The sequence below is a fragment of the Streptomyces abikoensis genome (genome assembly GCF_014648775.1).
Lineage (GTDB): Bacteria > Actinomycetota > Actinomycetes > Streptomycetales > Streptomycetaceae > Streptomyces > Streptomyces abikoensis.
In genome coordinates this window covers 320,412-343,301 of sequence record NZ_BMRT01000001.1, presented here as the reverse complement: position 1 = coordinate 343,301, position 22,890 = coordinate 320,412, and the positions used below count along the sequence as shown (strand labels likewise).

At 71.7% G+C, this 22,890-nt stretch carries 17 protein-coding genes; 4 read left to right on the top strand and 13 right to left on the bottom strand.

The window, feature by feature from the left end; genetic code table 11:
* Window positions 1–700: 700 nt before the first annotated feature.
* Together IE096_RS01430 and IE096_RS01425 are read right to left on the bottom strand one after the other, a co-directional pair.
* On the bottom strand, window positions 701–1,360 hold the full coding sequence (locus IE096_RS01430) for a vitamin K epoxide reductase family protein (protein ID WP_189447542.1): 660 nt from the start codon (window positions 1,358–1,360) through the stop codon (window positions 701–703).
* Window positions 1,341–1,880 carry a hypothetical protein gene (locus IE096_RS01425; RefSeq protein WP_373297988.1) on the bottom strand — a complete coding sequence of 180 codons (540 nt, stop codon included), beginning with the start codon at window positions 1,878–1,880 and terminating at the stop codon, window positions 1,341–1,343. The genes IE096_RS01430 and IE096_RS01425 overlap by 20 nt, the downstream gene beginning before the upstream one ends.
* A gap of 290 nt (window positions 1,881–2,170) precedes the next feature.
* Between IE096_RS01425 and IE096_RS01420 the strand changes: the two genes are divergently transcribed.
* Complete coding sequence (locus IE096_RS01420) at window positions 2,171–2,662, top strand: pyridoxamine 5'-phosphate oxidase family protein (RefSeq protein ID WP_373297987.1); 492 nt, start codon at window positions 2,171–2,173, stop codon at window positions 2,660–2,662.
* A gap of 31 nt (window positions 2,663–2,693) precedes the next feature.
* On the opposite strand, the gene cydB is transcribed toward IE096_RS01420, so the two are convergent.
* Both cydB and IE096_RS01410 read right to left on the bottom strand, forming a co-directional pair.
* A complete protein-coding gene (gene cydB, locus IE096_RS01415; RefSeq protein WP_189447540.1) occupies window positions 2,694–3,707 on the bottom strand; it encodes a cytochrome d ubiquinol oxidase subunit II in 1,014 nt (337 codons plus the stop codon).
* Window positions 3,708–3,723: 16 nt separating this feature from the next.
* The gene (locus tag IE096_RS01410) at window positions 3,724–5,265 is read right to left on the bottom strand and encodes a cytochrome ubiquinol oxidase subunit I (RefSeq protein WP_189447538.1); all 1,542 of its coding nucleotides are present in this window, start codon (window positions 5,263–5,265) and stop codon (window positions 3,724–3,726) included.
* Window positions 5,266–5,486: 221 nt separating this feature from the next.
* Between IE096_RS01410 and hemG the strand changes: the two genes are divergently transcribed.
* Complete coding sequence (gene hemG / locus IE096_RS01405) at window positions 5,487–6,890, top strand: protoporphyrinogen oxidase (RefSeq protein ID WP_189447536.1); 1,404 nt, start codon at window positions 5,487–5,489, stop codon at window positions 6,888–6,890.
* A 184-nt stretch (window positions 6,891–7,074) separates the two neighbouring features.
* Window positions 7,075–8,760, top strand: coding sequence for a sensor histidine kinase (locus IE096_RS01400; protein WP_189449464.1), 1,686 nt, complete (start codon window positions 7,075–7,077; stop codon window positions 8,758–8,760).
* A gap of 197 nt (window positions 8,761–8,957) precedes the next feature.
* On the opposite strand, the gene IE096_RS01395 is transcribed toward IE096_RS01400, so the two are convergent.
* The 6 genes from IE096_RS01395 to adhE form a co-directional block, all read right to left on the bottom strand.
* A complete protein-coding gene (locus tag IE096_RS01395) occupies window positions 8,958–9,647 on the bottom strand; it encodes a response regulator (protein ID WP_189447534.1) in 690 nt (229 codons plus the stop codon).
* Window positions 9,648–9,853: 206 nt separating this feature from the next.
* On the bottom strand, window positions 9,854–11,386 hold the full coding sequence (locus IE096_RS01390) for a YfcC family protein (protein ID WP_189447532.1): 1,533 nt from the start codon (window positions 11,384–11,386) through the stop codon (window positions 9,854–9,856).
* Complete coding sequence (gene arcC, locus IE096_RS01385) at window positions 11,383–12,339, bottom strand: carbamate kinase (RefSeq protein ID WP_189447530.1); 957 nt, start codon at window positions 12,337–12,339, stop codon at window positions 11,383–11,385. Before arcC ends, IE096_RS01390 begins: the two co-directional genes overlap by 4 nt.
* A 31-nt stretch (window positions 12,340–12,370) precedes the next feature.
* The gene (gene argF / locus IE096_RS01380; protein WP_189447528.1) at window positions 12,371–13,372 is read right to left on the bottom strand and encodes an ornithine carbamoyltransferase; all 1,002 of its coding nucleotides are present in this window, start codon (window positions 13,370–13,372) and stop codon (window positions 12,371–12,373) included.
* 48 nt (window positions 13,373–13,420) lie between these two features.
* Entirely contained in the window at window positions 13,421–14,644 is a 1,224-nt protein-coding gene (locus IE096_RS01375) for an arginine deiminase (protein ID WP_189447526.1), read from the bottom strand.
* A 375-nt stretch (window positions 14,645–15,019) separates the two neighbouring features.
* Window positions 15,020–17,677: a bifunctional acetaldehyde-CoA/alcohol dehydrogenase gene (gene adhE, locus IE096_RS01370; protein ID WP_229819847.1), complete on the bottom strand. Its 2,658-nt coding sequence runs from the start codon at window positions 17,675–17,677 to the stop codon at window positions 15,020–15,022.
* Window positions 17,678–18,007: 330 nt separating this feature from the next.
* Here adhE and IE096_RS01365 point away from each other — a divergent pair, with 330 nt between their 5' ends.
* Window positions 18,008–18,652, top strand: coding sequence for a CBS domain-containing protein (locus IE096_RS01365; protein ID WP_189447524.1), 645 nt, complete (start codon window positions 18,008–18,010; stop codon window positions 18,650–18,652).
* An 8-nt stretch (window positions 18,653–18,660) separates the two neighbouring features.
* On the opposite strand, the gene pflA is transcribed toward IE096_RS01365, so the two are convergent.
* From pflA to IE096_RS01350, 3 genes are all read right to left on the bottom strand, one after another.
* Window positions 18,661–19,413 (bottom strand): pyruvate formate-lyase-activating protein, encoded by a 753-nt coding sequence (gene pflA, locus IE096_RS01360; RefSeq protein ID WP_189449461.1) that lies wholly within the window; start codon window positions 19,411–19,413, stop codon window positions 18,661–18,663.
* Between the two features lie 5 nt (window positions 19,414–19,418).
* Complete coding sequence (gene pflB / locus IE096_RS01355; RefSeq protein ID WP_189447522.1) at window positions 19,419–21,680, bottom strand: formate C-acetyltransferase; 2,262 nt, start codon at window positions 21,678–21,680, stop codon at window positions 19,419–19,421.
* A gap of 223 nt (window positions 21,681–21,903) precedes the next feature.
* Complete coding sequence (locus IE096_RS01350; RefSeq protein ID WP_189447521.1) at window positions 21,904–22,776, bottom strand: universal stress protein; 873 nt, start codon at window positions 22,774–22,776, stop codon at window positions 21,904–21,906.
* Window positions 22,777–22,890 lie beyond the last annotated feature (114 nt).

Below are 22,890 nucleotides of genomic sequence, written 5' to 3'. Positions count from 1 at the left end.
CCAGGATGGCGCAGGGCGGGGGCTATCGGCCGGTGTGGGTGCGGCGGGTGTGGACGAGGTGCTGCCAGCGGGCGCGTACGGCGTCGGGGCCGTCGATCCAGCGCGTGGCGGTGGGGCTGGGCTGGGGCAGGCCGGCCATGAAGCGGGCGATGTCGGCGAAGTAGGCGAAGTCCCCGGTCTCGGTGAGCGCGTCCAGCCGGTGCGGTCAGGTCGGCGGGGAGCAGGCCGGTGTCGATGACCGTGGTGAGGCGGTCGGCGGTGCGTTGGCGGTGTTCGTGCTGGCGGCGGGCGAGGGCGGACAGCAGCTCGATCAGGGGGTCGGCGGCCGTGTGCATGCCGCTGGTGGTCGGCTCGTCGGGAGCGGGCGGGGCGAGGGGTTCCCAGACGGAGTCGCTGACGTAGGCCCAGGCGGCCTCGGCGAGCCAGCCCAAGTCCAGTCGGTGGTCACGGGCCGGGCGCAGGCCCTGGTGCAGGCAGCCGATCAGCAGGATGCGGCTGGGGGCGAGCGTGCTGGTCCACTGATCGCCGGCCGCCGCGAGGGCGCGCTCGGCGGCCTGGCGCCAGTCGTCGGCCGTCCAGCGGTCGTCGGTGTGGTCGGCGGCGGTGCGGAGGGTGGAGCGGATGGCGCCGTGGAGGGAGTAGGGCCACAGGCCGTAGGGGTCCTCGTCGACCAGGGGCCGATGGTCCCTGTCGGTCCCGGTCAGAGCAGGGACTGCCAGTAGGCCCAGAAGCGGGTCGCGATGAGCATGACGATGACGAGGTACCAGGTGACCGGCACCACCCAGGGGAACTCCAGCAGCCCCATCACCAGTCGGCGGGGCGCCGGGACGATGCCGTGCCGGAGGTTGTGCAGGGTGGTGCACCAGAACATGGCGATGGTGGCGGCCCAGGCCAGCATGCACCACAGGCACAGCGCGCCGATCGAGTACAGCGCCTGGGTCATCAGCCACATGCAGAATGCCGAGCCGAGCAGGGTGCCCAGATTCAGCCCGATCCAGTACCAGCGGCGGTAGCGGGCCCCGGCCAGCAGGCCGAAGCCGATGAGCGTCACGCCGGCGTAGCCGGCCAGGCCCAGCAGCGGGTTGGCGAAGCCGAACACCGACGCCTGCGGGCTGCTCATCACGTTGGTGCACGACAGCACCGAGTCGATGCTGCACGACGGCTGGAAGCCCGGGTCCTCCAGCAGCCGGAACTTGCCGACAGTGATCACGAAGGAGGCGAGCAGGCCCAGCGCGCCGGTGACGACCAGTATCCAGGCCGGAGCGCGTCCGGCCCCGAGCGGCTCGTGCGCCGCGCGGGGCCGTGCGCCGTCCTGGCCTGTGTCCTCGGCCTCCGTCAGGTCAACCGCTGGGCTTGTCATACGCGTTGTTCTCCTGCTTCTCGCCGGTCCGGCCACGCACTGCCGTGAGACCGGGCTCGCGGACGGCGCTGGTCGGCCAGAAGACTTCCACCGGGATGCCACGGGTGCGGGCGAAGGCCACGAGGTGCGCCGTGGCATCCCGTCCGTTGGACGGTGAGCCGTCCCAGACCGCCACCACCTGCCGGCAGGACGTGATGAGCCGCTCGTCGGCACTCACGGAGGCGTCGCGGTCGGCCGGGTCGTACGGGAGCAGGTGCACGTGTTCGGCCAGCACGAGCAGCTCGCCGGCCGCCGCCCGGTCGCGCGGGGGAAGCGCGGACGCTCCGGGGGCCGGCGCGGGCAGCAGGACGACAAGCTTGCGGCCCGCCTCGCGCACGGCCCGCCCCACGATCACGGGCAGGCCCGCTCCGGCGCGTACGAGAAACGATGCCCCTGTGGTGCAGTGCTCCAGCACAGCGCGCAGATCGGCCGTGAGCGAGGTGCCCGCGGCCAGGTCCGGGTGGCCCACCACAGCGATCACCAATCGACTCCGTTCACCTTCGTCACACCCTGGGCACATGGCGCGCCGGGTGTGCCCGCCCGCCTCCCGATCGCTCGGGCCGCCGATGCGGGGACGGCACACCCGGCCGCCCTGCTAGGGGATCGTCTGTGACGCCCTGGGCGGAAGGGGCTGAACGGCCCTGACCGCCAGGGCCGGTGGGGCACAGTGTCCCGTCGGCCCCGCGATCGGGGCCGGTCGGCCCTAGGTGGAGGTGATCGCCCATCGCTACCGTCGGACGAGAAGCGCGGACACGAGAAGGGAGGATCCGCGTGAACGGTGAAACCGCCCGGCGGACTCCCGGGGTCCGCCATCAGGACACGGCGGACCCGGCGGACCCGGCCGGTCCGCGCCGCATGGTCGCCCTCGACCGCTTCGAGGCGCTGCGGCTCCTCGGCGGTGTCTCCTTCGGCCGGGTCGTCTTCACCCAGCACGCCCTGCCGGCCATCCGGCCGGTCAACCACGTCGTGGACGGCGGGGACATCGTCATCCGCACCCACGAGGGCGCGGCCCTGGTCTCGCACACCCAGCAGGCGGGAGATCCCGGTGTCGTCGTGGCCTATGAAGCCGACGCCATCGACCCCGCGACGCACCTGGGCTGGAGCGTGGTGGTCACCGGCTACGCCCGCATGGTCACCGACCCCCGGGACCTGGCCCGCTATCGGGCCGCGCTGCGTCCCTGGGTGCACCGGACCATGGACTTCACCGTGCGCATCCAGCCGGAAGAGATCACCGCCGTCCGGCTCGTCCCCTGGAGCGAGTAGTCCTCGCCCAGGGGACGCGGCCCCCGGCCCGTCAGGCCGCCCCGTGCCCCGGCCCGGGAATGTGCTGGACGCCGATCCGCTTGCGGAAGACCCAGTACGTCCACCCCTGGTACAGCAGCACCACCGGGGTCAGGAGGCAGGCCACCCAGGTCATCACCTTGAGCGTGTAGGCCGACGAGGAGGAATCGGCGGCCGTCAGGCTCCAGTCCGGGTTGAGGGTGGAGGGCATCACATCGGGGAAGAGGGCGAGGAAGAGCATCGCCACCGCGGCCACCACGGTCAGCCCGGAGGCGGTGAACGCCCAGCCCTCGCGGCCGAGCCGGTTCAGGACCAGGGCGGCGACGAGCGCCACCACCGCCACGAGCAGGGCGGCGAGGCTGCGCGCGTCGCCGCTGTCGGCCTGGGTCCACACCAGGAAGGCCAGGGCCGGGACGGCGGTCAGCAGCCCCAGGCGCTGGGCGAGCGCGCGGGCGCGGACGCGGATGTCGCCAAGGGTCTTGAGTGCGACGAAGACGGTGCCGTGGAAGGTGAAGAGCGCCAGCGTCACCAGGCCCCCGAGGAGGGCGTACGGGTTCAGCAGGTCGAGGACGTTCCCGGCGTATTCGCCCCGGGCGTCGATCTTGACGCCGTGGACGATGTTGGCGAATGCCACTCCCCAGAGGAAGGCGGGCAGCAGGGAGGTCCAGAACAGGGCGTGCTCCCAGTTGCGCTTCCACCGCTCGCCGTCGCGCTTGCCGCGGTACTCGAAGGCCACGCCGCGGATGATCAGGCAGACGAGGATGGCGAGGAGGGGGAGGTAGAAGCCGCTGAAGAGGGTGGCGTACCAGGGCGGGAAGGCCGCGAAGGTGGCGCCGCCGGCGGTCAGCAGCCAGACCTCGTTGCCGTCCCAGACCGGGCCGATGGTGTTGATCAGGACGCGGCGTTCCCGCTCGTCGCGGGCGAGCAGCTTGGTGAGGACGCCCACGCCGAAGTCGAAGCCCTCGAGGAAGAAGTAGCCGGTCCACAGGACGGCGATGAGGATGAACCAGAGGTCGTGGAGATGCATGAGGGGGGTGTCCTGTTCAGTACGCGAAGGCGAGGGGCTCGTCGGTCTCCTCGCCGGGGCCCCGGCGCAGCCGGATGTCCCCGGCGGGGGGCTCCTCGTCCGGGGGACCGGCCTTGACGTACTTGACCAGGAGTCCCACTTCGATGATGGCGAGGACCGCGTAGAGGAGGGTGTAGACGCCGAGCGAGGTGACCTGTTCGCCGGTGGAGACGCCGGGCGACACCGCGTTCGCGGTGGTCATCAGGCCGTAGACGGACCAGGGCTGACGGCCCATTTCGGTGAAGATCCAGCCCCAGGAGTTGGCGATCAGGGGGAAGCCCATGGTGAGGACGGCCAGCCGGATGCTCCACCGGGTGAGGAAGGGCCCGAGCGGGCGGCCGCGGGTGAGCGCGAGCACCGGGAGCTCGTCGTCGGCGCGGCGCAGCTCCGGCGCGAGCCAGAGCCTGCGGCGGGTCAGCCACAGGCCGAGCACGCCGATGGCGAAGGAGGCCAGGCCGAATCCGATCATCCAGCGGAAGGCCCAGTAGGTGGTGGGGATGCTGGGCCGGTAGTCGGGGGCCTTGTCGCCGAAGAGGGCCTTTTCGTGGGCGGCGACATCGTTGATGCCGGGCACCTCGGCGGAGAAGCTGTCCTTGGCGAGGAAGGAGAGCAGGCTGGGGATCTCCACGGCGACGGTGTTGTGTCCCTTCTCGACGTCGCCGTAGGCGAAGAGGGAGAAGGGGGCGGGCTTGTCGGTGTCCCAGAGCGCCTCGGCGGCCGCCATCTTCATGGGCTGCTGCTCGAACATGACCTTGCCGAGCCGGTCGCCGCTGACGGCCGTGAGCAGGCCGAAGACGACGGCGGCGATCAGGCCGAGGCGCAGCGAGGAGCGCAGGGCGGAGATCGTGCGCGGGTCGCGGTCGGCCGTCTTACGGCGGGCCTGACCGACCAGCAGATAGGCCGAGATGCCGATCATGAAGGCGCCGCCGGTGAGGAAGGCGGCGGTCAGGGTGTGGAAGACGACGACGAGGGTGGTGTCCTGGAAGAGGACCCGGCCGATGTCGGTGAGCTCGGTCCGACCGGTCGCCGGGTTGATCCGGTATCCCACGGGATGCTGCATCCAGGAGTTGGCGGCCAGGATGAAGTAGGCCGACAGGACGGTGCCGACGGCGACGATCCAGATGCACGCGCAGTGGAGCTTCTTGGGCAGCTTGTCCCAGCCGAAGATCCACAGGCCGATGAAGGTGGACTCGAAGAAGAAGGCCAGTAGGGCCTCCATCGCGAGCGGCGCGCCGAAGACGTCCCCGACGAAGCGGGAGTAGTCCGACCAGTTCATGCCGAACTGGAACTCCTGGAGGATACCCGTGACCACGCCCATCGCGATGTTGATCACGAGGAGCTTGCCCCAGAACTTCGTGGCCCTGAAGTACTTGTCCTTGCCGGTACGCACCCATGCGGTCTGCAGTCCGGCCACGAAGGCCGAAAGACTGATCGTCAGGGGCACGAAGAGAAAGTGGTAGACGGTGGTGATGCCGAATTGCCATCGCGCCACCGTCTCGTGGGCCAGCGCCAGTTCCACGGTCGGTCTCCTCAGTGGATTGTACGAGCGTTTTCAGCCTTGCTCGTCCCACAGGATTCATCAGCGCCAACGTGCCGGTCCCGCGCTGTTCGGGCCCGTTCAATAGGCCGGACGGCCCTGCTTGTGTGGCCCTGGTGACCCCCCGGTCCGGATATTCCCCGGACATAGCGTTCTGCAAGGCCGTTTCCGGCCATAGGAACCACCCGGCCAGGAGGCCTCTCATGCGTTCAGTGATCATCACCGGCGGTGGCATCAGCGGGTTGGCCGCCGCCTGGCACCTGAGGTCCCGGGCCGAGGTGACTGTGGTGGAGGCCGGGCCCCGGCCCGGCGGAATCCTGCGCACGGGCACCGTCGCCGGCGTGCCGGTCGACGACGGCGCGGAGGCGATGCTCGCGCTGCGCCCCGAGGCGGTCGAACTGGCCGGGGCCGTCGGGCTGGGCGAGGCCCTGGAGGCACCCGCACAGGCGCCCACCGCGCTGTGGACGCGGGGCGCGCTGCGCCCGATGCCCCAGGGGCACTTCATGGGTGTGCCCACCGATCCGGCCGCCCTGGAGGGTACCGGCCTGCTGTCACCCGAGGGACTGGCCCGGCTGGTCCGCGAGGAGGAGATACCCGCCCCGCCCGTCGACGGCGACATCGCCGTCGGCCGCTATCTGGAGGACCGGCTGGGCCGGGAAGCGGTCGACCGGCTGGTCGAGCCGCTGCTCGGCGGAGTGTACGCGGGGCGGGCGGACCGGATATCGCTGCGCGCCGCACTGCCGGCGCTCGCGGACGTCGCCGCGCGGGGCGGTTCCCTGCTGGCGGCCCTGCGGCCCGCCGCGCCGTCCACGGCGTCCGGCGAGCCGTCCCCGGGGGCGTCCGGACGGCCTGTCATGCAGGGGCTGCGCGGCGGCCTGGGACGCCTCCCGTACGCCGTCGCCGAGGCGTCCGGGGCGCGCGTCCTGACCCGCACCCGGGTACGCGAGTTGCGGCGCATCCCCACCGGCTGGCAGGTGCTCGTGTCCGGCCGCACGCCCCGGGTGATGGAGGCCGACGCGGTCGTGCTGGCCGTCCCCGCGTACGCCGCGGCCCCGCTGCTGCGCCCCCATGCCCCGGCCGCCGCCCGCGAGCTCGGCGCGATCGAGCATGCGAGCATGGCCCTGGTGACGCTGGCCTTCGACCGCTCGCGGATGCCCGCCGTGCCTCGGGGCAACGGCTTCCTGGTCCCGCCCGTCGAGGGCCGGGCCGTGAAGGCCGTCACCTTCCTGTCCAACAAGTGGGGCTGGCTCGCCGAAGAGGCTCCCGGCACCTTCGTCCTGCGGGCCTCCGTCGGCCGCGTCGGCGAGGAGCCGGTGCTGGGCCGGGAGGACGGCGAGCTGGCCGCCCTCTGCCTCGCGGAGCTTACCGAAATGACCGGTCCGCTGGGTCGGCCCGCCGACTTCCACGTCTCCCGCTGGGCGCGCGGCCTGCCCCAGTACGCCGTCGGCCACCTGGACCGGGTACGGCGCATCCGCAGCGCCGTGGCGGGCCTGCCCGGACTGGAACTGTGCGGTGCGGCCTACGAGGGAGTGGGCGTCACCGCGTGCGTCGCCGGAGGGAGGGAGGCGGCCCTGCGTGTCCTGGACGCCCGGGCGACGGCGGCCTGACCGGAACCAACCGGCCCACCGGCACCATCCGGCACCATCGGAACCGGGCCGGACGGATCCACGGGTTCGCGCACCCGTTCCCGGCGCGTCGGCGAGGACGGCTACCGTGAGTCCTTGCAGGGCCCCTGGGGCCCGGTGACGCACGAGGAGGGTGCCGGTGGACAAGGACGAGAGGCCGTCGCGCATGCCGCAGCTGCGCCTGGACGAGCTGCTGGACGAACTGCAGGCACGGATCGACGACGCGCGCGGCACCCGCGACCGGGTGCACAGCCTGCTGGAGGCCGTCCTGGCGGTGGGGCGCGACCTGGACCTCACCCATGTGCTGCGCAGCATCGTGGAGGCCGCCGCGACGCTGGTCGACGCGCGGTACGCGGCACTGGGCGTGATCGGCCCGGACGGCCGCTCCCTGGGGCAGTTCCTGACGGTGGGTCTCTCCCCGGAGGAGATCGACGCGATCGGCCCGTTCCCCTCGGGCCACGGCATCCTCGGCGAGCTGATCCGCCACCCCGAGCCGCTGCGCCTGGCGGATCTCGGCACCCACCCGGCCTCCCACGGGTTCCCCGCCCACCACCCGCCGATGCGGACCTTCCTCGGCGTGCCGATCCGGGTGCGCGAGGAGGTCTTCGGCAATCTCTATCTGACGGACAAGCGCGGCGGCCAGGAATTCGACGCCGAGGACGAGGCGGTCCTGACCACTCTGTCCGTGGCCGCGGGCGTCGCCATCGACAACGCGCGGCTGTACGAGGCGTCCCAGCGGCAGCACCGCTGGCTCCAGGCGAGCGGGGAGATCACCAGCAGCCTGCTGTCGGGCCGGGCGCGGCTGGACGTCCTGGAGCTGATCGCGGCCAGGGCCCGGGACATCGCCGGGGCGGCGCTCGCGGACGTCTCCGTGGCCGTCTCCGAGGACGAGCTGCGGGTGGAGCTGGCGACCGGCACCGGGGCCGGGGCACGCCAGGGGCTGGTGGTGCCCATGAAGGGCACGCTGCCGGGCGCCGCGTACCGCGAGGGCAGGCCGGTGACCAGTAAAAATCTATGTGAGGACGAGCGGTTCACGGCCGGGCCCGGGCGCATCACCGACCTGGGGGCGGCCGTGGCGGTGCCGCTGGGCACTACCGGGGACTCGGCCCGGGGCGTGCTGCTGCTGGCCCGTACAGCCGGGGAACCGGCGTTCACCGAGGACGAGATCCGCCCGCTGGAGGGTTTCGCCGGGCAGGCGGCCCTCGCGTTGGAGCTCGCCGAGCGTCGGCGCGACGCCGAGCAGCTCGCCCTGCTGGAGGACCGCGACCGCATCGCCCGGGACCTGCACGACCTGGCCATCCAGCGCCTCTTCGCCACCGGGATGACCTTGCAGAGCGCCACGAGGTTTATCGACCACTCCGGGGCCGCCGAGCGCGTCACCCGGGCTGTGGGCGACCTCGACGAGACCATCAAGATCATTCGCTCGACGATCTTCGGGCTGCGGGCGCGGGAGTGCGAGGCGGGCCCGACGCTGCGCGCCCGGGCGGCGCGGGCCGTCGGCGAGGCGGCCGCCACGCTGGGATTCCCGCCCCGGCTGACCATGGAGGGGCTGATCGACACGGACGTCCCGCCGCAGGTGGCCGACCACGTCATGGCGGTCCTCGGCGAGGCCCTGAGCAACACTGCCCGGCACGCCCACGCCACCCGGGTCGAGGTGGACCTGCGCGCCACCGGGAAGCGGACAGTGCTCACCGTGACGGACAACGGTGTGGGCATCCCCGAGGGCGGGCGCCGCAGCGGGCTGGCCAACCTGGCCGAACGGGCGCACAGCGTCGGCGGCACCTTCGAGTTCACCGCACCGCCCGAGGGCGGCAGCCGCCTGGTGTGGTCGGCGCCACTGGACCGGCGTTGAGCGCTCCGCTGGAAGTGGGGTCACACGACCGCGGGCCGTCCATGGCTGGTCGCACCACGCGGCAAAGCCGCATGGTGTTACGCCCCGCGCCCCGAAGGGGCGCGGGGCCGCACCGGATTTCGGCAAGCCCGCTCAGCGGCCGCCCGTACGCACGGAAGACGCGGCCCGGCCACCGTCACGGTGGCCGGGCCGCGCCGTCACGGGTGCTGCTGCTCGCCGACGAGCGCCTCGGTGGCGATGACGGCGGCCTGTACGCGCCGCTCGACGCCGAGCTTGGCCAGCAGCCGGGAGATGTGGTTCTTCACGGTCTTCTCGGCGAGGTAGAGCCGCTGACCGATCTCCCGGTTGGTGAGCCCCTCGCCGATCAGCGTCAGGATCTCGCGCTCGCGGTCGGTCAGCCCGGCGAGCGGCTGCGGCTGGTGCTTCTCCGTCTCCTCGCCGCGCAGCCGGGCCATCAGCCGGGTGGTGGCGCCCGGGTCGAGCATGGACTGCCCGGCGGCCACCGTGCGCACGGCGGTCACCAGGTCGGTGCCGCTGATCTGCTTGAGCACATAGCCGGCGGCTCCGGCCATGATGGCGTCCAGCAGGGCCTCCTCGTCGTCGAAGGAGGTCAGCATCAGGCAGGCGAGCCCGGGCATGCGCGAGCGTAGCTCCCGGCAGACCGACACCCCGTCCCCGTCGGGCAGCCGTACGTCGAGCACGGCCACGTCCGGGCGCAGCGCGGGCACCCGGGTCAGGGCCTGTGCGACCGTGGCCGCCTCGCCGATCACGGTGAGGTCGGGTTCGGCGTCGAGGACGTCGTGGACGCCGCGCCTTACCACCTCGTGGTCGTCGAGGAGGAAGATCCTCACGGGTGTCCTTCGCCCTTCGGCGGCGCTTTCCGGCATGGTCCTACTCTCCATGGTGCTGTGTCCCGCAGCCGTCGCGGCCGCGGGTTCCGTTGGGCAGGATGCCCCCGGCACGGGGCCCTCGCACAGGGCCTGTCGGCCCCCACAAGTGGTACATACGGTTCATCCTGCCATCGCGCGCGTGACGCCGCGGGCCCTCCTGGGGGCCCGCGGCGTCACGCGTGTCCGGACGAGTTCGCGTGTGTTCAGGCGAGCGCCGCGCCGAGGATCATGAATCCGGCGACGGCAGCCAGCAGGAGGCCCATCAGGGGTGCCATGAACCGCAGGTAGCGGTCGTAGCGGACCTTCGACAGGGCCAACCCGCCCATGACGACCGCCGAGGTCGGCGTGATCAGGTTCACCCAGCCCGAGGCCGACTGATAGGCGGTGACGACCATCGCCCGGCCGACGCCCGCGAAGTCGGCGAGCGGGGCGAGGATCGGCATGGCCAGGGCGGCGTGGCCGGAGGACGAGGGGACGAAGAACGCCAGCGGGATGTTCACCAGGAACATCAGCACCGTGAAGAACCCCGATGAGGTGCCCGAGACGACGCCGTGCAGGGCATGGAGGATGGTGTCGGTGATGCTGGCGTTGTTCATGATGACGGTGACACCACGGGCCAGCATGATGATCATCGCTGCCCCGATGAAGTCCCCGGCACCCGCGACGACGGCGTTCGCCGTTCCCTTCTCACCGAGTCCCGCCAGGACGCCCACGACGACGGCCGCCACGATGAACAGGGCCGCCAGCTCCGGGAAGTACCAGCCCAGGGTGGGCAGGAAGGTGACGCCGAGGTCGGCCCAGGGGATCACGGCGAAGATCATGAAGAGGAAGGTCGCCGCGAACAGGACCAGCACCACGCGCTGGCGTACCGTCAGGGGCTCGGTCGTGGCGCCCCCGGCCCGCAGCTCCTCGTCATCCGGCTGCGCGGGGACCAGTGAGCGGGCGGGATCCTCCAGCACCCTTCGCGCGTAGCGCACCAGGTACCAGGCGGCCAGCGAGGTCAGCACCACCCACATCAGCAGCCGGAGCGCGATGCCGTCGCCCGTGCCGATGCCGGCGCTGTCGGAGGCCACCCCGGTGGCGAAGGGGTTCACGGTGGAGGCGAGGGTGCCGACCCCGGCCCCCACCATGATCACCGCGGCGCCGGTCATCCGGTCGTAGCCCAGCTTGAGCACGAGCGGGATCATCAGCCCGTAGAAGCCCAGCGTCTCCTCGGCCATCCCGTAGGTGGTGCCGCCGAGGGAGAACAGGGCCATGAGCACCACGAGCAGCAGGACCCGGTGCCGCTGGAGCCGTTCGGCCAGCCGGGCCACCCCCGAGGTCAGGGCGCCGGTGCGCAGGGTGACGGTGATGAAGGCGCCCACGGCCAGGACGAACAGGAACACTCCCGCCGCCCCGAAGAACGCGCCGTCGCCGCCCGGGGCGGTGAGCCCGGAGTGGGCGTTCGTGACCCCGTACAGGCCGTTGACGGGGGAGAGGAAGAGGTCCTTGAGCCGACCGCCGAAGCTCGTGGCCAGATGGACCGAGTGGTACGTGTCCGGGACGGGACTGCCGTCCTTGGTGTCGTAGCGGCCGGGCGGGACGACGAACGTCAGGCCCCAGACGACGACGGTGACGGCGACGAGGACGGTGAACGCGGAGGGGAAGCGCGGTGCCTTCCGGGCGGCCGGGACGGCGGCCGTCTCGCCGCTGTCCCGTGGTTCGCCGACGGTGCGGGATGTGGTGTCGGTGCTCATGCCCGCGTCCCTGTTCCGACGGCGGTCGCCGCCTCGAAGGGACGCCCGCCGGGCGTGATCACCGTGCCGGCGGTGCCGGCGAGGATGGCCTCCACGTCGGTGAGCGCCCCGATGGCGGCCATGCCGCCGGTGAGCTCCACGAACCGGCACACCGCCTCCACCTTCGGACCCATCGAACCGGCCGGGAACTCCTCGGCACGCAGCCGGGCGGGCGTGGTGTGCCCGATGGGCTCGGCCTCCGGGGTGCCCCAGCCTCGGACGACCTGAGGCACATCAGTGAGCAGCAGCAGGGCGTCGGCGTCGAGTGCCTCGGCGAGCAGGGCGGCGGTGAGGTCCTTGTCGACGACCGCCTCGACGCCCGTGAGCCGCCCGGTGTCGTCGCGGACGACCGGGACGCCGCCGCCTCCCGCGCAGACGGCGACCGCGCCGGAGGCGAGCAGCAGCCGGATGAGCCGGGTCTCGACGACGCGCTGCGGATCGGGTGAGGGCACGACCCGGCGCCAGTGCTCGCCGTCCCGCCGTACGGTCCAGCCGCGCTCGGCCGCCAGGCGCCCGGCCTCCTCCTCGCCGTACACCGGCCCCACGAACTTGGTGGGGCGCTCGAAGGCCGGGTCGGCGGCGGAGACGAGGGTCTGGTTGAGCAGGGCGCAGACCTGCCTGCCCGGCAGGGCGTTCTGCAGTGACTGCAGCAGCCAGTAGCCGATCATGCCCTGGGTCTCGGCGCCCAGGACGTCGAAGGGATACGGCGAGGTGAGGCTCCGGTCGGCGGCGCTCTGCAGCGCGAGCAGGCCGACCTGCGGCCCGTTGCCGTGGGTGATGACCAGTTCGTGGTCGTGGGCGAGGGGGGCCAGGGCGGCCACGGCCGCCCTGACGTTGGCGTGCTGCACGGCTGCGTCCGGCCGGTCTCCCCTGCGCAGCAGGGCGTTCCCGCCGAGCGCGACGACGACGCGCATGACTTCTCCCGGGAGTGGTGGGGTGGGGGTGTCAGTCGCCGAGGGTGGCGACGAGGACGGCCTTGATGGTGTGCAGCCGGTTCTCGGCCTGGTCGAAGACGACGGAGTGGGAGGACTCGAAGACCTCGTCGGTGACTTCCAGGGCGGTCATGCCGGTGCGGGCGAGGATTTCGGCGCCCACGGTGGTGTCGCCGTCGTGGAAGGCGGGCAGGCAGTGGAGGAACTTCACCCGGGGGTTGCCCGTCGCCTTGAGGACGTCCATGGTCACCTGGTAGGGCTTGAGGAGTTCGACGCGCTCGTCCCAGATCTCCTTGGGCTCGCCCATGGACACCCACACGTCGGTGTAGAGGAAGTCCGCTCCCGTGACGCCCTCGGCCAGGTCCTCGGTGATGGTGATCCGGGCGCCGGTGGAATCCGCGATGCGCAGGGCCTCCTTGACCACGTCGGGGGCGTTGCGCAGGCTCGCCGGGCCGATCATGCGGACGTCCATGCCGAGCATGGCGCCCATGACGAGGAGGGAGTTGCCGACGTTGTTGCGGGCGTCGCCGAGGTAGGCGAACGAGATCTCGTGCAGCGGCTTGTCGGTGTTCTCCCACATCGTCAGCGCGTCGGCGAGGGACTGGGTGGGGTGCCACTCGTCGGTCAGCCCGTTCCACACCGGGACCCCGGAGTGGTCGGCCAGCTCCTCGACGGCGCGCTGGCTGCTGCCGCGGTACTCGATGCCGTCGTACATGCGGCCGAGGACGCGGGCGGTGTCCTTGATGGACTCCTTGTGGCCGATCTGGGATCCGGTGGGCTCGAGGTAGGTGACGTGGGCGCCCTGCTGGTGGGCGGCGGCCTCGAAGGCGCAGCGGGTCCGGGTGGAGGTCTTCTCGAAGACGAGGGCGATGTTCTTGCCGCGCAGCCGCTGCTGTTCGGTGCCGGAGGCGTGGGCGGCCTTCAGCCGGATGGACAGGTCGAGCAGGAAGCGGAACTCGGCGGGGCTGAAGTCGAGTTCCTTGAGGAAGCTGCGGTGGCGGAGGTTGAGGGCCATGTCGGGTGTCGCTCCTTGCGAGGGGATGGACGGGGGAGGGGAGGGCCGTCAGACGGCGTCGCGCTCGACGGGGCAGCTCATGCAGCGGGGGCCACCGCGGCCGCGGCCGAGCTCGCTGCCCCGGATGGTGATCACCTCGATGCCGCTGCGCCGCAGGTGGGTGTTGGTGGTGACGTTGCGCTCGTAGGCGACGACGACGCCGGGTTCGACCGCCAGGACGTTGCAGCCGTCGTCCCACTGCTCCCGCTCCGCGGAGTGGACGTCCTGGGTGGCGGTCAGCACCGTGATGGCCGGCAGGCCCAGGGCGTCGGCGATGGCGTGGTGCATGTCCCCGGGGGCGTGATCGGTGATGTGCAGTTTCTCGTCGTCCGCGCCGGGCTCGATGGTGACCGACGGCAGCATGCCGAGGCCCGCGTACTGGGTGAAGGTGTCGCCGCTGACCATGGTCATGACCGTGTCGAGGTGCATGAAGCTGCGCTTCTTGGGCATCTCCAGGGCCACGACGCGGCGGGCCGAGCCGGCCGCGAACATCCGCAGGGCCAGCTGCTCGACGGCCTGCGGGGTGGTGCGCTCGCTCATCCCCACCAGGACGGCCCCGTTGCCGATGACCAGGACGTCGCCGCCCTCGATGGTGGCGGGGTGGGCGGCCTGGCCATCCGACCAGTGCCGGAACTCCTGCTTCTCGAACAGCGGGTGATGCGCGTAGATGGCCTCGAAGTGGACGGTCTCGCGGCGGCGGGCCCGCTTGCTCATCGGGTTGACGCTCACCCCGTCGTACACCCAGCAGGAGGTGTCCCGGGTGAACAGGTGGTTGGGCAGCGGAGCCAGGACGAAGTCGTCGGGGGCCATGGTGTGGAGGCGGACACTGCGTACGGCGCCCAGGCGCTGCGTCAGCTCCCGCTTGGTCACGCCGCCGATGAGGGACCGGGCCAGCTCGGCGGGGCCCATGGCGTCGAACGCGGCCCGTATGCGGTCGGTGGCCAGGGGGCCGAAGTCCCGCTCGTCGAAGAGGCGGTCGTGCACCAGGGCGCGGGCGGCCGGGCGCGCCAGCGTCTCGGTGAGCAGATCGGCCAGGTAGTGGACCGTCACACCGCGGTCGCGCAGGGCGTCGGCGAAGGCGTCGTGCTCCTCCCGGGCGCGCTTGACCCACAGCACGTCGTCGAAGAGCAACTCGTCCTTGTTCGTGGGGGTGAGGCGCTTCAGCTCCAGGTCCGGGCGGTGGAGGATGACCTGCCGGAGCCGGCCGGTCTCGGAATCAACGTGAAAGTTCATGACTCTCCTGGGACGGGAGCGGTGGCGGCGGACCATCGGTCGGGCACGCCCGCTCTCCGGAATCCGGTGGCCTGATTCCGGCCTCCGGCTTGATGACTCGACACTGTCATGTCCGCACCACTGTCAACGGCTGCCACTGGTCCTCAACCACGACCCTCTGGTCCCGGCCCGGGCAGGACCAGAGGACCGCCGAGTGGTCGGGACCATCGGCCCCGCGCGGGGACGGCCGGGGGTGCGCGCAGTTCCTCGTCCGCTTTGGCTACGGGCCGGACGGCGTGCGGACGTCCCGCGCCGTGACGGCGGCACGACGACAAAGGCGTTGCCCCCGCCACCTTTTCGGTGGTGGGGGCAACGCCCGCGCCGCGCCCGTGGGTGTCAGCGATCCGCCGCCGGAGTCGTGTCACGTGCGTAGTAGGCGCTGCGCATGATGTCCTGCATGTCGTCGAGCATGGGCATGCGCGGGTTGGCGGGAGCGCACTGGTCCTCGAAGGCGTTGAGCGCCTGCCGGGGGAGGGCGTCGAGGAAGACGCCCTCGTCGATGCCCAGCGCCTGGAAGGACGGTTCGATGCCCACCGCCTCCCGCAGGCGCTCCACGGCCGCGGCGTAGGAGGCGACCCCCTCCTCGGGGGTCGCGGCCGGCAGCCCCAGGGATCGGGCGATCTCCTGGAAGCGTTCGGGGGCCCGGTAGCTCTCGTACTTCGGCCAGCCGGTCAGCTTCGTGGGGACGGTGCCGTTGTAGCGGATGACGTGCGGCAGCAGGATCGCGTTCGTCCGGCCGTGGGCGATGTGGAACGTGGCACCCAGGGTGTGCGCCATGGCGTGGACGATGCCGAGGAAGGCGTTGCCGAAGGCCATGCCGGCGATTGTGCTCGCGTTGTGCACCTTCTCCCGGGCCACGGGCTGTGCGGCCCGGTCGGTGACGGCCGCCTCCAGGTTCTCGAAGATCAGCTTGATCGCGTGCAGGGCGAGGCCGTCGGTGAAGTCGCTCGCATAGACCGACACGTACGCCTCGGTCGCGTGCGTCAGCGCGTCGAAGCCGCTGTCGGCCGCCAGGGCCGCGGGGAGGTTCTTCGTCAGCAACGGATCGATGATGGCGACGCTCGGGGTCAGCGCGTAGTCGGCCAGCGGGTACTTGCGGCCCGTCGACGGATCGGAGATCACCGCGAACGGCGTGACTTCCGCCCCGGTGCCCGAGGTCGTCGGGATGCACACCAGGCGGGCCCGCTCGCCCAGCTCGGGGAAGCGGAAGGCACGCTTGCGGATGTCGGAGAACTTCTGCCGCATGTCGGAGAAGTCGATGTCGGGCTGCTCGTAGAGCAGCCACATCACCTTGGCCGCGTCCATGGGGGAGCCGCCGCCCAGCGCGATGATGGTGTCGGGCTTGAATTCGCGCATCAGCCGGGCGCCGTGCCGCACCGAGTCGATGCTGGGCTCCGGCTCCACGTTGTCGATGACCTGGATCGTCACCGGCTCCACGCGGTGCAGCAGGACGCGGGTGATCCGGTCGACATAGCCGAGGCGGGTCATGGTCGCGTCGGTCACCACGGTGACGCGCCGGACGCCGGCCATGGAGGCCAGATAGCGGATGGCCTGCGGCTCGAAGTAGATCTTCGGCGGGACCTTGAACCACTGCAGGTTGTTGCGGCGCGAGCTGACGCGCTTGATGTTCAGCAGGTTGACCGTGGAGACGTTGTCGGAGACCGAGGTGTGCCCCCACGAGCCGCAGCCCAGTGTCAGCGAGGGCGTCAGGTGGTTGTAGATGCCGCCGATGGCCCCCTGCGACGAAGGCGCGTTGACTATGACCCGCACGGTCTGCATACGGTGCCCGAACTCCTCGGCCACTGCCGGGTCACCGGTGTGGACCACCGCGCTGTGCCCCTGGCCGTGGAAGGCGACCATGGCGGCCGCGAGGTCGAAGCCTTCGGTCTGTGTCCCGGCCCGCAGGACGGTCAGTACGGGGCAGAGCTTCTCCCGGGTCAGCGGTTCGGCAGGACCCACGTGCCCGGCCTCGACCAGGATGACCGAGGTCTCCTCCGGCACGGTGAACCCCGCCTGCTCCGCGATCCACGCGGGGCTGCGCCCCACGACCGAGGGGTTCACCCTCGGCTCGCCCCCGGCGGAGGGGTCGGCCGGGAAGAGGAACTCCTCCAGCAGCCGCTTCTCCTGCGCGGTGGCCACGTGCGCGTGCAGCCGGCGGAACTCCTCCACCGCCCGGTCGTAGATCTCGGTGTCCAGGATGACGGCCTGCTCCGAGGCGCAGATCATGCCGTTGTCGAAGGACTTCGACAGCACCAGGTCGTTGACCGCCCGCCGGACGTCGGCGCTGCGGTGGACGTAGGCGGGGACGTTGCCGGCGCCCACGCCGATGGCCGGCTTGCCCGCCGAGTAGGCCGCCTTGACCATGGAGTTCCCCCCGGTGGCGAGGATGAGCGCGACGCCCTCGTGGTGCATCAGCAGCCTCGTGGCCTCCAGCGAAGGGTTCTCGACCCACTGGACGCAGTGCTCCGGCGCCCCGGCCGCGACGGCCGCGTCCCGCACGATGCGCGCCGCCTCCGCGCTGCACCACTGGGCGGAGGGGTGGAAGGCGAAGACCACGGGGTTACGGGTCTTCAGCGCCAGCAGCGCCTTGAAGACCGTGGTGGAGGTGGGGTTGGTGACGGGGGTGATCGCGCAGACGACGCCCACCGGCTCGGCGATCTCGATCATGCCGTCGGTCTCGTCCCGGGAGACGACACCGACCGTCCTCACGCGGGACATGCTGTCCGTGACGTGCTCGCAGGCGAACATGTTCTTCGCCGCCTTGTCCTCGAACACCCCGCGGCCGGTCTCCTCCACCGCCAGCCGGGCCAGGTGGGTGTGCTGGTCGAGGGCGGCCACCGACGCCTTGGCGACGATGTGGTCGACCTGCTCCTGGGAGAGGGACGCGTAGTCGTCCAGCGCCTTCAGTCCGTTCGTGACCAGCCGGTCCACCGCGACGGCGGTGTCGGAGGGCACGTCGGTGGCGGTTCGGGTTCCGGCGTCGTGTTGGTTCATGGAAGGACTCCGTCGTCGTCAATGCGCGGCCGGGATACCGGCGGCCTTGTCGGGCGGCGCCCTCCCGGGCGCCACCCGCACGCCCAGCCTCGTCCACGGCACGCCCCGCACGCAGGGTCCGAAGGTCCCCCGCAAGAGCCCGCTGGTCCGCGATCCGGCACGCCCGAAGGGCCGATCGGCCCCGCCTCGGGAAGGGACCGGCTGCCGGACCGGTCGGCCCGTGCGCACAAGCGGGCGGCGGGGCAGTCTGGAGGGGATCAGTGGCCATCGGCTCCACGGCGGCCCGTGAACGCGTCCTGAAGGGACTTGGCAGGAGAGGAGGGAGGGCCAGTGCAGACGCTGACCGTCGGCGAGATCATGACATCCGGTGTGGCGCGTGCGCGCCCGGGAACATCGTTCGAGGGCCTCGTACGGTTGCTGCGCCGGCGGGGCGTCAGCGGCGTGCCGGTGCTCGACGCGGACGACAAGGTCGTCGGAGTGGTCTCGGAGAAGGACCTGGAGAGGACCCGGCAGCGCCGGGGCACGGCCGCGGAGTTGATGTCCACCCCCGCGATCACCGTGCACCCCGAACAGCGCGCGGTCGACGCCGCCCGTGTCATGGACCGCCACCGCGTCAACCGGCTGCCCGTCGTGGACGAGGAGGACCGGCTCATCGGCATCGTCACCCGCGGTGACGTGCTGCGCCTCTTCCTGCGCAGCGACGCCGCGATCCGCGCGGAGATCGAGGGCCAGGTGCTGCCCCGGACGATGCGGGCACAGGAGGGGGCCGTGCGCGTCGTGGTCCGTGACGGGCTCGTCCTGCTGGACGGTTGGGTGCCGGCCACCGCCGACGTCCCCGCAACCGTGCGGCAGGCATGGCGGGTGGATGGCGTCACGGGCGTGGTCAGCCGCCTGCGGGCCGGATCGGACCCGGTCGGCGACCGGGCCCGGGCCACGGCCCCCGACCCGCCTGCCAGGCGCGAACCGACGGGCTGAGCGGGCGGTCAGTCCGCGCGCAGCCCGTGTGCCCGGAACTGCTCCCGTACCCGCTGCACGAGGGGCACGTCCGGTGTGGGGGTGTCCCGCAGGGGAAAGGGCAGGCCCAGGGCCTCGTACTTGCCCGCGCCGAGCTTGTGGAACGGCAGCACGTCCACGCGCTCCACACAGTCCAGGCCCGCGGCGAAGGATGCCAGCCCGTCCACGTCCGCTTCCGCATCCGTCCAGCCCGGTACGAGGACGTAGCGCACCCACACGCGCTTGCCCAGCGCGTCGAGCCGGCGGGCGAAGCGGAGCGTCGGGGCCAGCGCGCCGCTGGTCAGTTTGCGGTAGGCACGGCTGTCGAAGGACTTGATGTCGAGAAGCACCAGGTCGGTGGCGTTCAGCAGCGCGTCGTCGGCGCGGGCGCCGAGATTGCCCGAGGTGTCCAGGGCCGTGTGGAGGCCGAGTTCCTTGCACCTGCGCAGTACCTCGCCGGTGAACACGGGCTGCAGCAGCGGCTCGCCGCCGCTGATCGTCACCCCGCCGCCGGAGGCCGCCAGGAACGGCCGGCACGACTCGATCCGGGCCATGACCTCGTCCACGCCGACGGCCCGGCCGTCGCGCATGTGCCAGGTGTCGGGGTTCTGACAGTACAGACAGCGCAGCGGGCAGCCGCTGGTGAACAGCACGAACCGGGTTCCCGGGCCGTCGACGCCCGTCGACAGGTCCCAGGAATGGACCCGGCCCCCCACGGAAGTGGGGAGCCGGCCCTGTTCCACCCCGTTCACACCGCGCCGTGGAAGGTGCGGCTGATGACGTCACGCTGCTGGTTCCGGGTGAGCCGCACGAAGTTGACGGCGTAGCCGGACACCCGGATCGTCAGGTCGGGATACTTCTCGGGGTGCTCCATGGCGTCCTCCAGCGTGGCGCGGTCCAGGACGTTGACGTTCATGTGGAAGCCGCCCGAGGCCATGTAGCCGTCCAGCAGGCCGACCAGGTTGGTCACCCGGTCCGCCCGGCTGCGCCCCAGCCCGTCGGGCGTCACGGTCGACGTCAGCGAGATTCCGTCCAACGCCTGGTCGTAGGGCAGTTTGGCGACCGATAGAGCGGAGGCCGCCATGCCGTGGCGGTCCCGGCCGTTCATGGGGTTGGCGCCGGGCGCGAAGGGAGCACCCGCCCGCCGCCCGTCGGGGGTGTTGCCGGTGTGCTTGCCGTACACCACGTTGGACGTGATAGTGAGCACCGACTGGGTGTGCTCGGCACCGCGGTAGGCGGGATGCCGACGGACCTTCGCCATGAACGAGGTGACGAGGCCGGAGGCGATGGAGTCCGCACGGTCGTCGTTGTTGCCGTAGGCCGGGTAGTCGCCTTCCACCTCGTAGTCGACCGCCAGACCGCTCTCGTCGCGGATCACCTTCACGCGCGCGTGCTTCACTGCGGAGAGACTGTCGGCCGCCACGGACAGGCCGGCGACGCCGCAGGCCATGGTGCGCCGCACGGGGTGGTCGTGCAGCGCCATCTCCAGCCGTTCGTACGCGTACTTGTCGTGCATGTAGTGGATGACGTTGAGTGCGTCGACGTACGTCCCCGCCAGCCAGTCCAGCATCCGGTCGTAGGCCGCGCGCAGCTCCTCGTAATCCAGGTACTCGCCGGTCAGGGGCGAGGAGGCGGGAGCAATCTGTTCGCCGGTCAGCTCGTCGCGGCCGCCGTTGATCGCGTACAGCAGCGCCTTGGCGAGGTTGACCCGCGCACCGAAGAACTGCATCTGCTTCCCCACCGTCATGGCTGAGACGCAGCAGGCGATGGCGGTGTCGTCACCGGTGCGCGGTCGCATCAGGTCGTCGGACTCGTACTGAATGGAGCTGGTGTCGATGGAGACCTCGGCGCAGTAGCGCTTGAAGCCCTCCGGCAGCGCGGGTGACCACAGGACGGTGAGGTTCGGCTCCGGAGCGGGGCCGAGGTTGTACAGGGTGCGCAGGAAGCGGAAGGACGTGCGGGTGACCAGCGGCCGGCCGTCGGTCCCGATGCCGCCGATGGACTCCGTCACCCAGGTGGGATCTCCGGAGAACAGCTCGTCGTACTCGGGGGTGCGCAGGAAGCGTACGATCCGCAGCTTGATGACGAAGTCGTCGATCAGCTCCTGGGCGCGGACCTCGTCGATGCGGCCTTCCGCCAGGTCCCGTTCGAGGTAGACGTCGAGGAACGTCGACGTGCGGCCCAGGGACATGGCCGCGCCGTTCTGCTCCTTGACCGCCGCCAGATAGCCCAGGTACAGCCACTGCACGGCCTCGTGGGCGGTGGCGGCGGGCCGGGAGACGTCGCAGCCGTAGCCTGCCGCCATGCGCGTGAGCTCTTCAAGCGCCCGCACCTGCTCGGCGAGCTCCTCGCGGTCGCGGATCACCGCCTCGTCGGACGGCACACCGTCCAGCCGCGCCCGCTCGGCGCGCTTGGCCTCGATCAGCCGGTCCACTCCGTACAGCGCCACCCGGCGGTAGTCCCCGATGATCCGGCCGCGCCCGTAGGAGTCCGGGAGCCCGGTGATGATGCCCGCCTTGCGGGCCCGGCGCATGGCGGGGGTGTAGGCGTCGAAGACGCCGTCGTTGTGGGTCTTGCGGTAGGTGCCGAAGACCTTGGTGACGAACGGGTCGGGCTCGTAGCCGTAGGCGCGCAGACCGTTCTCCACCATCCGCAGGCCGCCGTTCGGCATGATCGCGCGCTTGAGCGGGGCGTCGGTCTGCAGGCCGACGATCAGCTCGCGGTCGCGGTCGATCCAGCCGGGGCGGTGCGAGGTGATGGTGGAGGGCGTCGCGGTGTCGACGTCGAGGATTCCCTTGCGCCGCTCCTCCGGGAACAGGGCGGTGACGCTGCTCCACACGGCGCGGGTCCGCTCGGTCGGGCCCGCCAGGAAAGAAGCGTCCCCTTGGTAGGGGGTGACGTTCGCCTGGATGAAGTTCCGTACGTCGATCCGCTCGCGCCAGCCCTGTCCGGCGAACCCGTGCCAAGCGCCGGCGGCGGGGTCGGCTGCGGACTCGGTCACCACGGTCATCACTGTCTCCGATCGTTCACGACGCCGCTCGCGGGTCGGTTCCGCGGGGCGTCCTGCTGTCCGATGCTCGTCGCCTCCGGTGCTGCCCGGCCAGGGACCATGGGCGTACGAAGCCCCACCGAGCGGCCCCGCGCCCGCTGCCGTGCCGGGGCCGCTGGTCCCGGCACGGCCGGGGACCTTCGGCCTCCGTCGGCACGGCGGCGAGAGATGCGAGGGGTGAGGGTCACGGGTGAGGGACCACGGCGACGGGGCAGAGCGCGTGGTGCAGCGCCGCGTGGGCGACCGACCCGAGCCGCCGGAAGTCGTGACTCCCGGGCAGGCGGCGTCCCACGACCATGAGGGCGGCGCCGGAGCCGTTGGAGAGCAGGACCTCCGCCGCGCTGCCGATCTCCACGTGCTCGACGACCTCGACCTGCGGATACTTCTCCCGCCAGGGGCGCAGGGCCTCGGCCAGCCGCTTGGCTTCGAGCGCTTCCAGGCCGCCGGCCTCATCGGCCAGGTAGATCGAGCCCGGGCTCCAGGCGAAGACCGGTGGAACGGTCCAGGCCCGTACGGCCCGGACGCGCGCGTCGCGGGCCGCCGCTGCGGCGAAGGCGAAGTCCAGCACCGGCCCGCCGGTCTCCTCCGTCTCCTGCACACCCACGACCACCTCGTCCATCGTGGGCCCGGGCTCGTCCAGGCGCGCAGGGCGCACCAGAACCACCGGCCTGACTGCTTGACGCAGCACCTTCAGCGAGACGGAGCCCAGGAGGTGGCCGACCACTGCTCCATGGCCCCGGGAACCGAGGACGAGCAGATCCGCCCGGGCCGCCTCGGCCAGCAGCGCAGGCACAGGCTCGGCCGGAACCAGTTCGCTCGTCACCGTCAGGTCGGGGAACGCGGTGCTCAGCCTCTCCTGCGCCTCGCGCAGTACTCCGGCAGCCCACTGCTGCTGCACGTCCGCGTCCGCGGCGACGGCCGCATCCAGTGGTTGCCACATCCATGCGTGGACGAGCCGCAGCGCCATGCCGCGGCGCGCGGCCTCGGCCGCCGCCCAGTCCGCCGCGGCGAGGCTGTGGTCCGTTCCGTCCAGTCCGACGGTGATCGTGCCGGGCATGAGAGCCTCCGGGAAAAAGAGCCGATACGGCAGGGATGATGCGCACCCTTGCCGAGACCACTGTCTGCCGGCGCCCTGCCACGCGGCGAGGGACCGAAGGTCCCCGGCACGGGG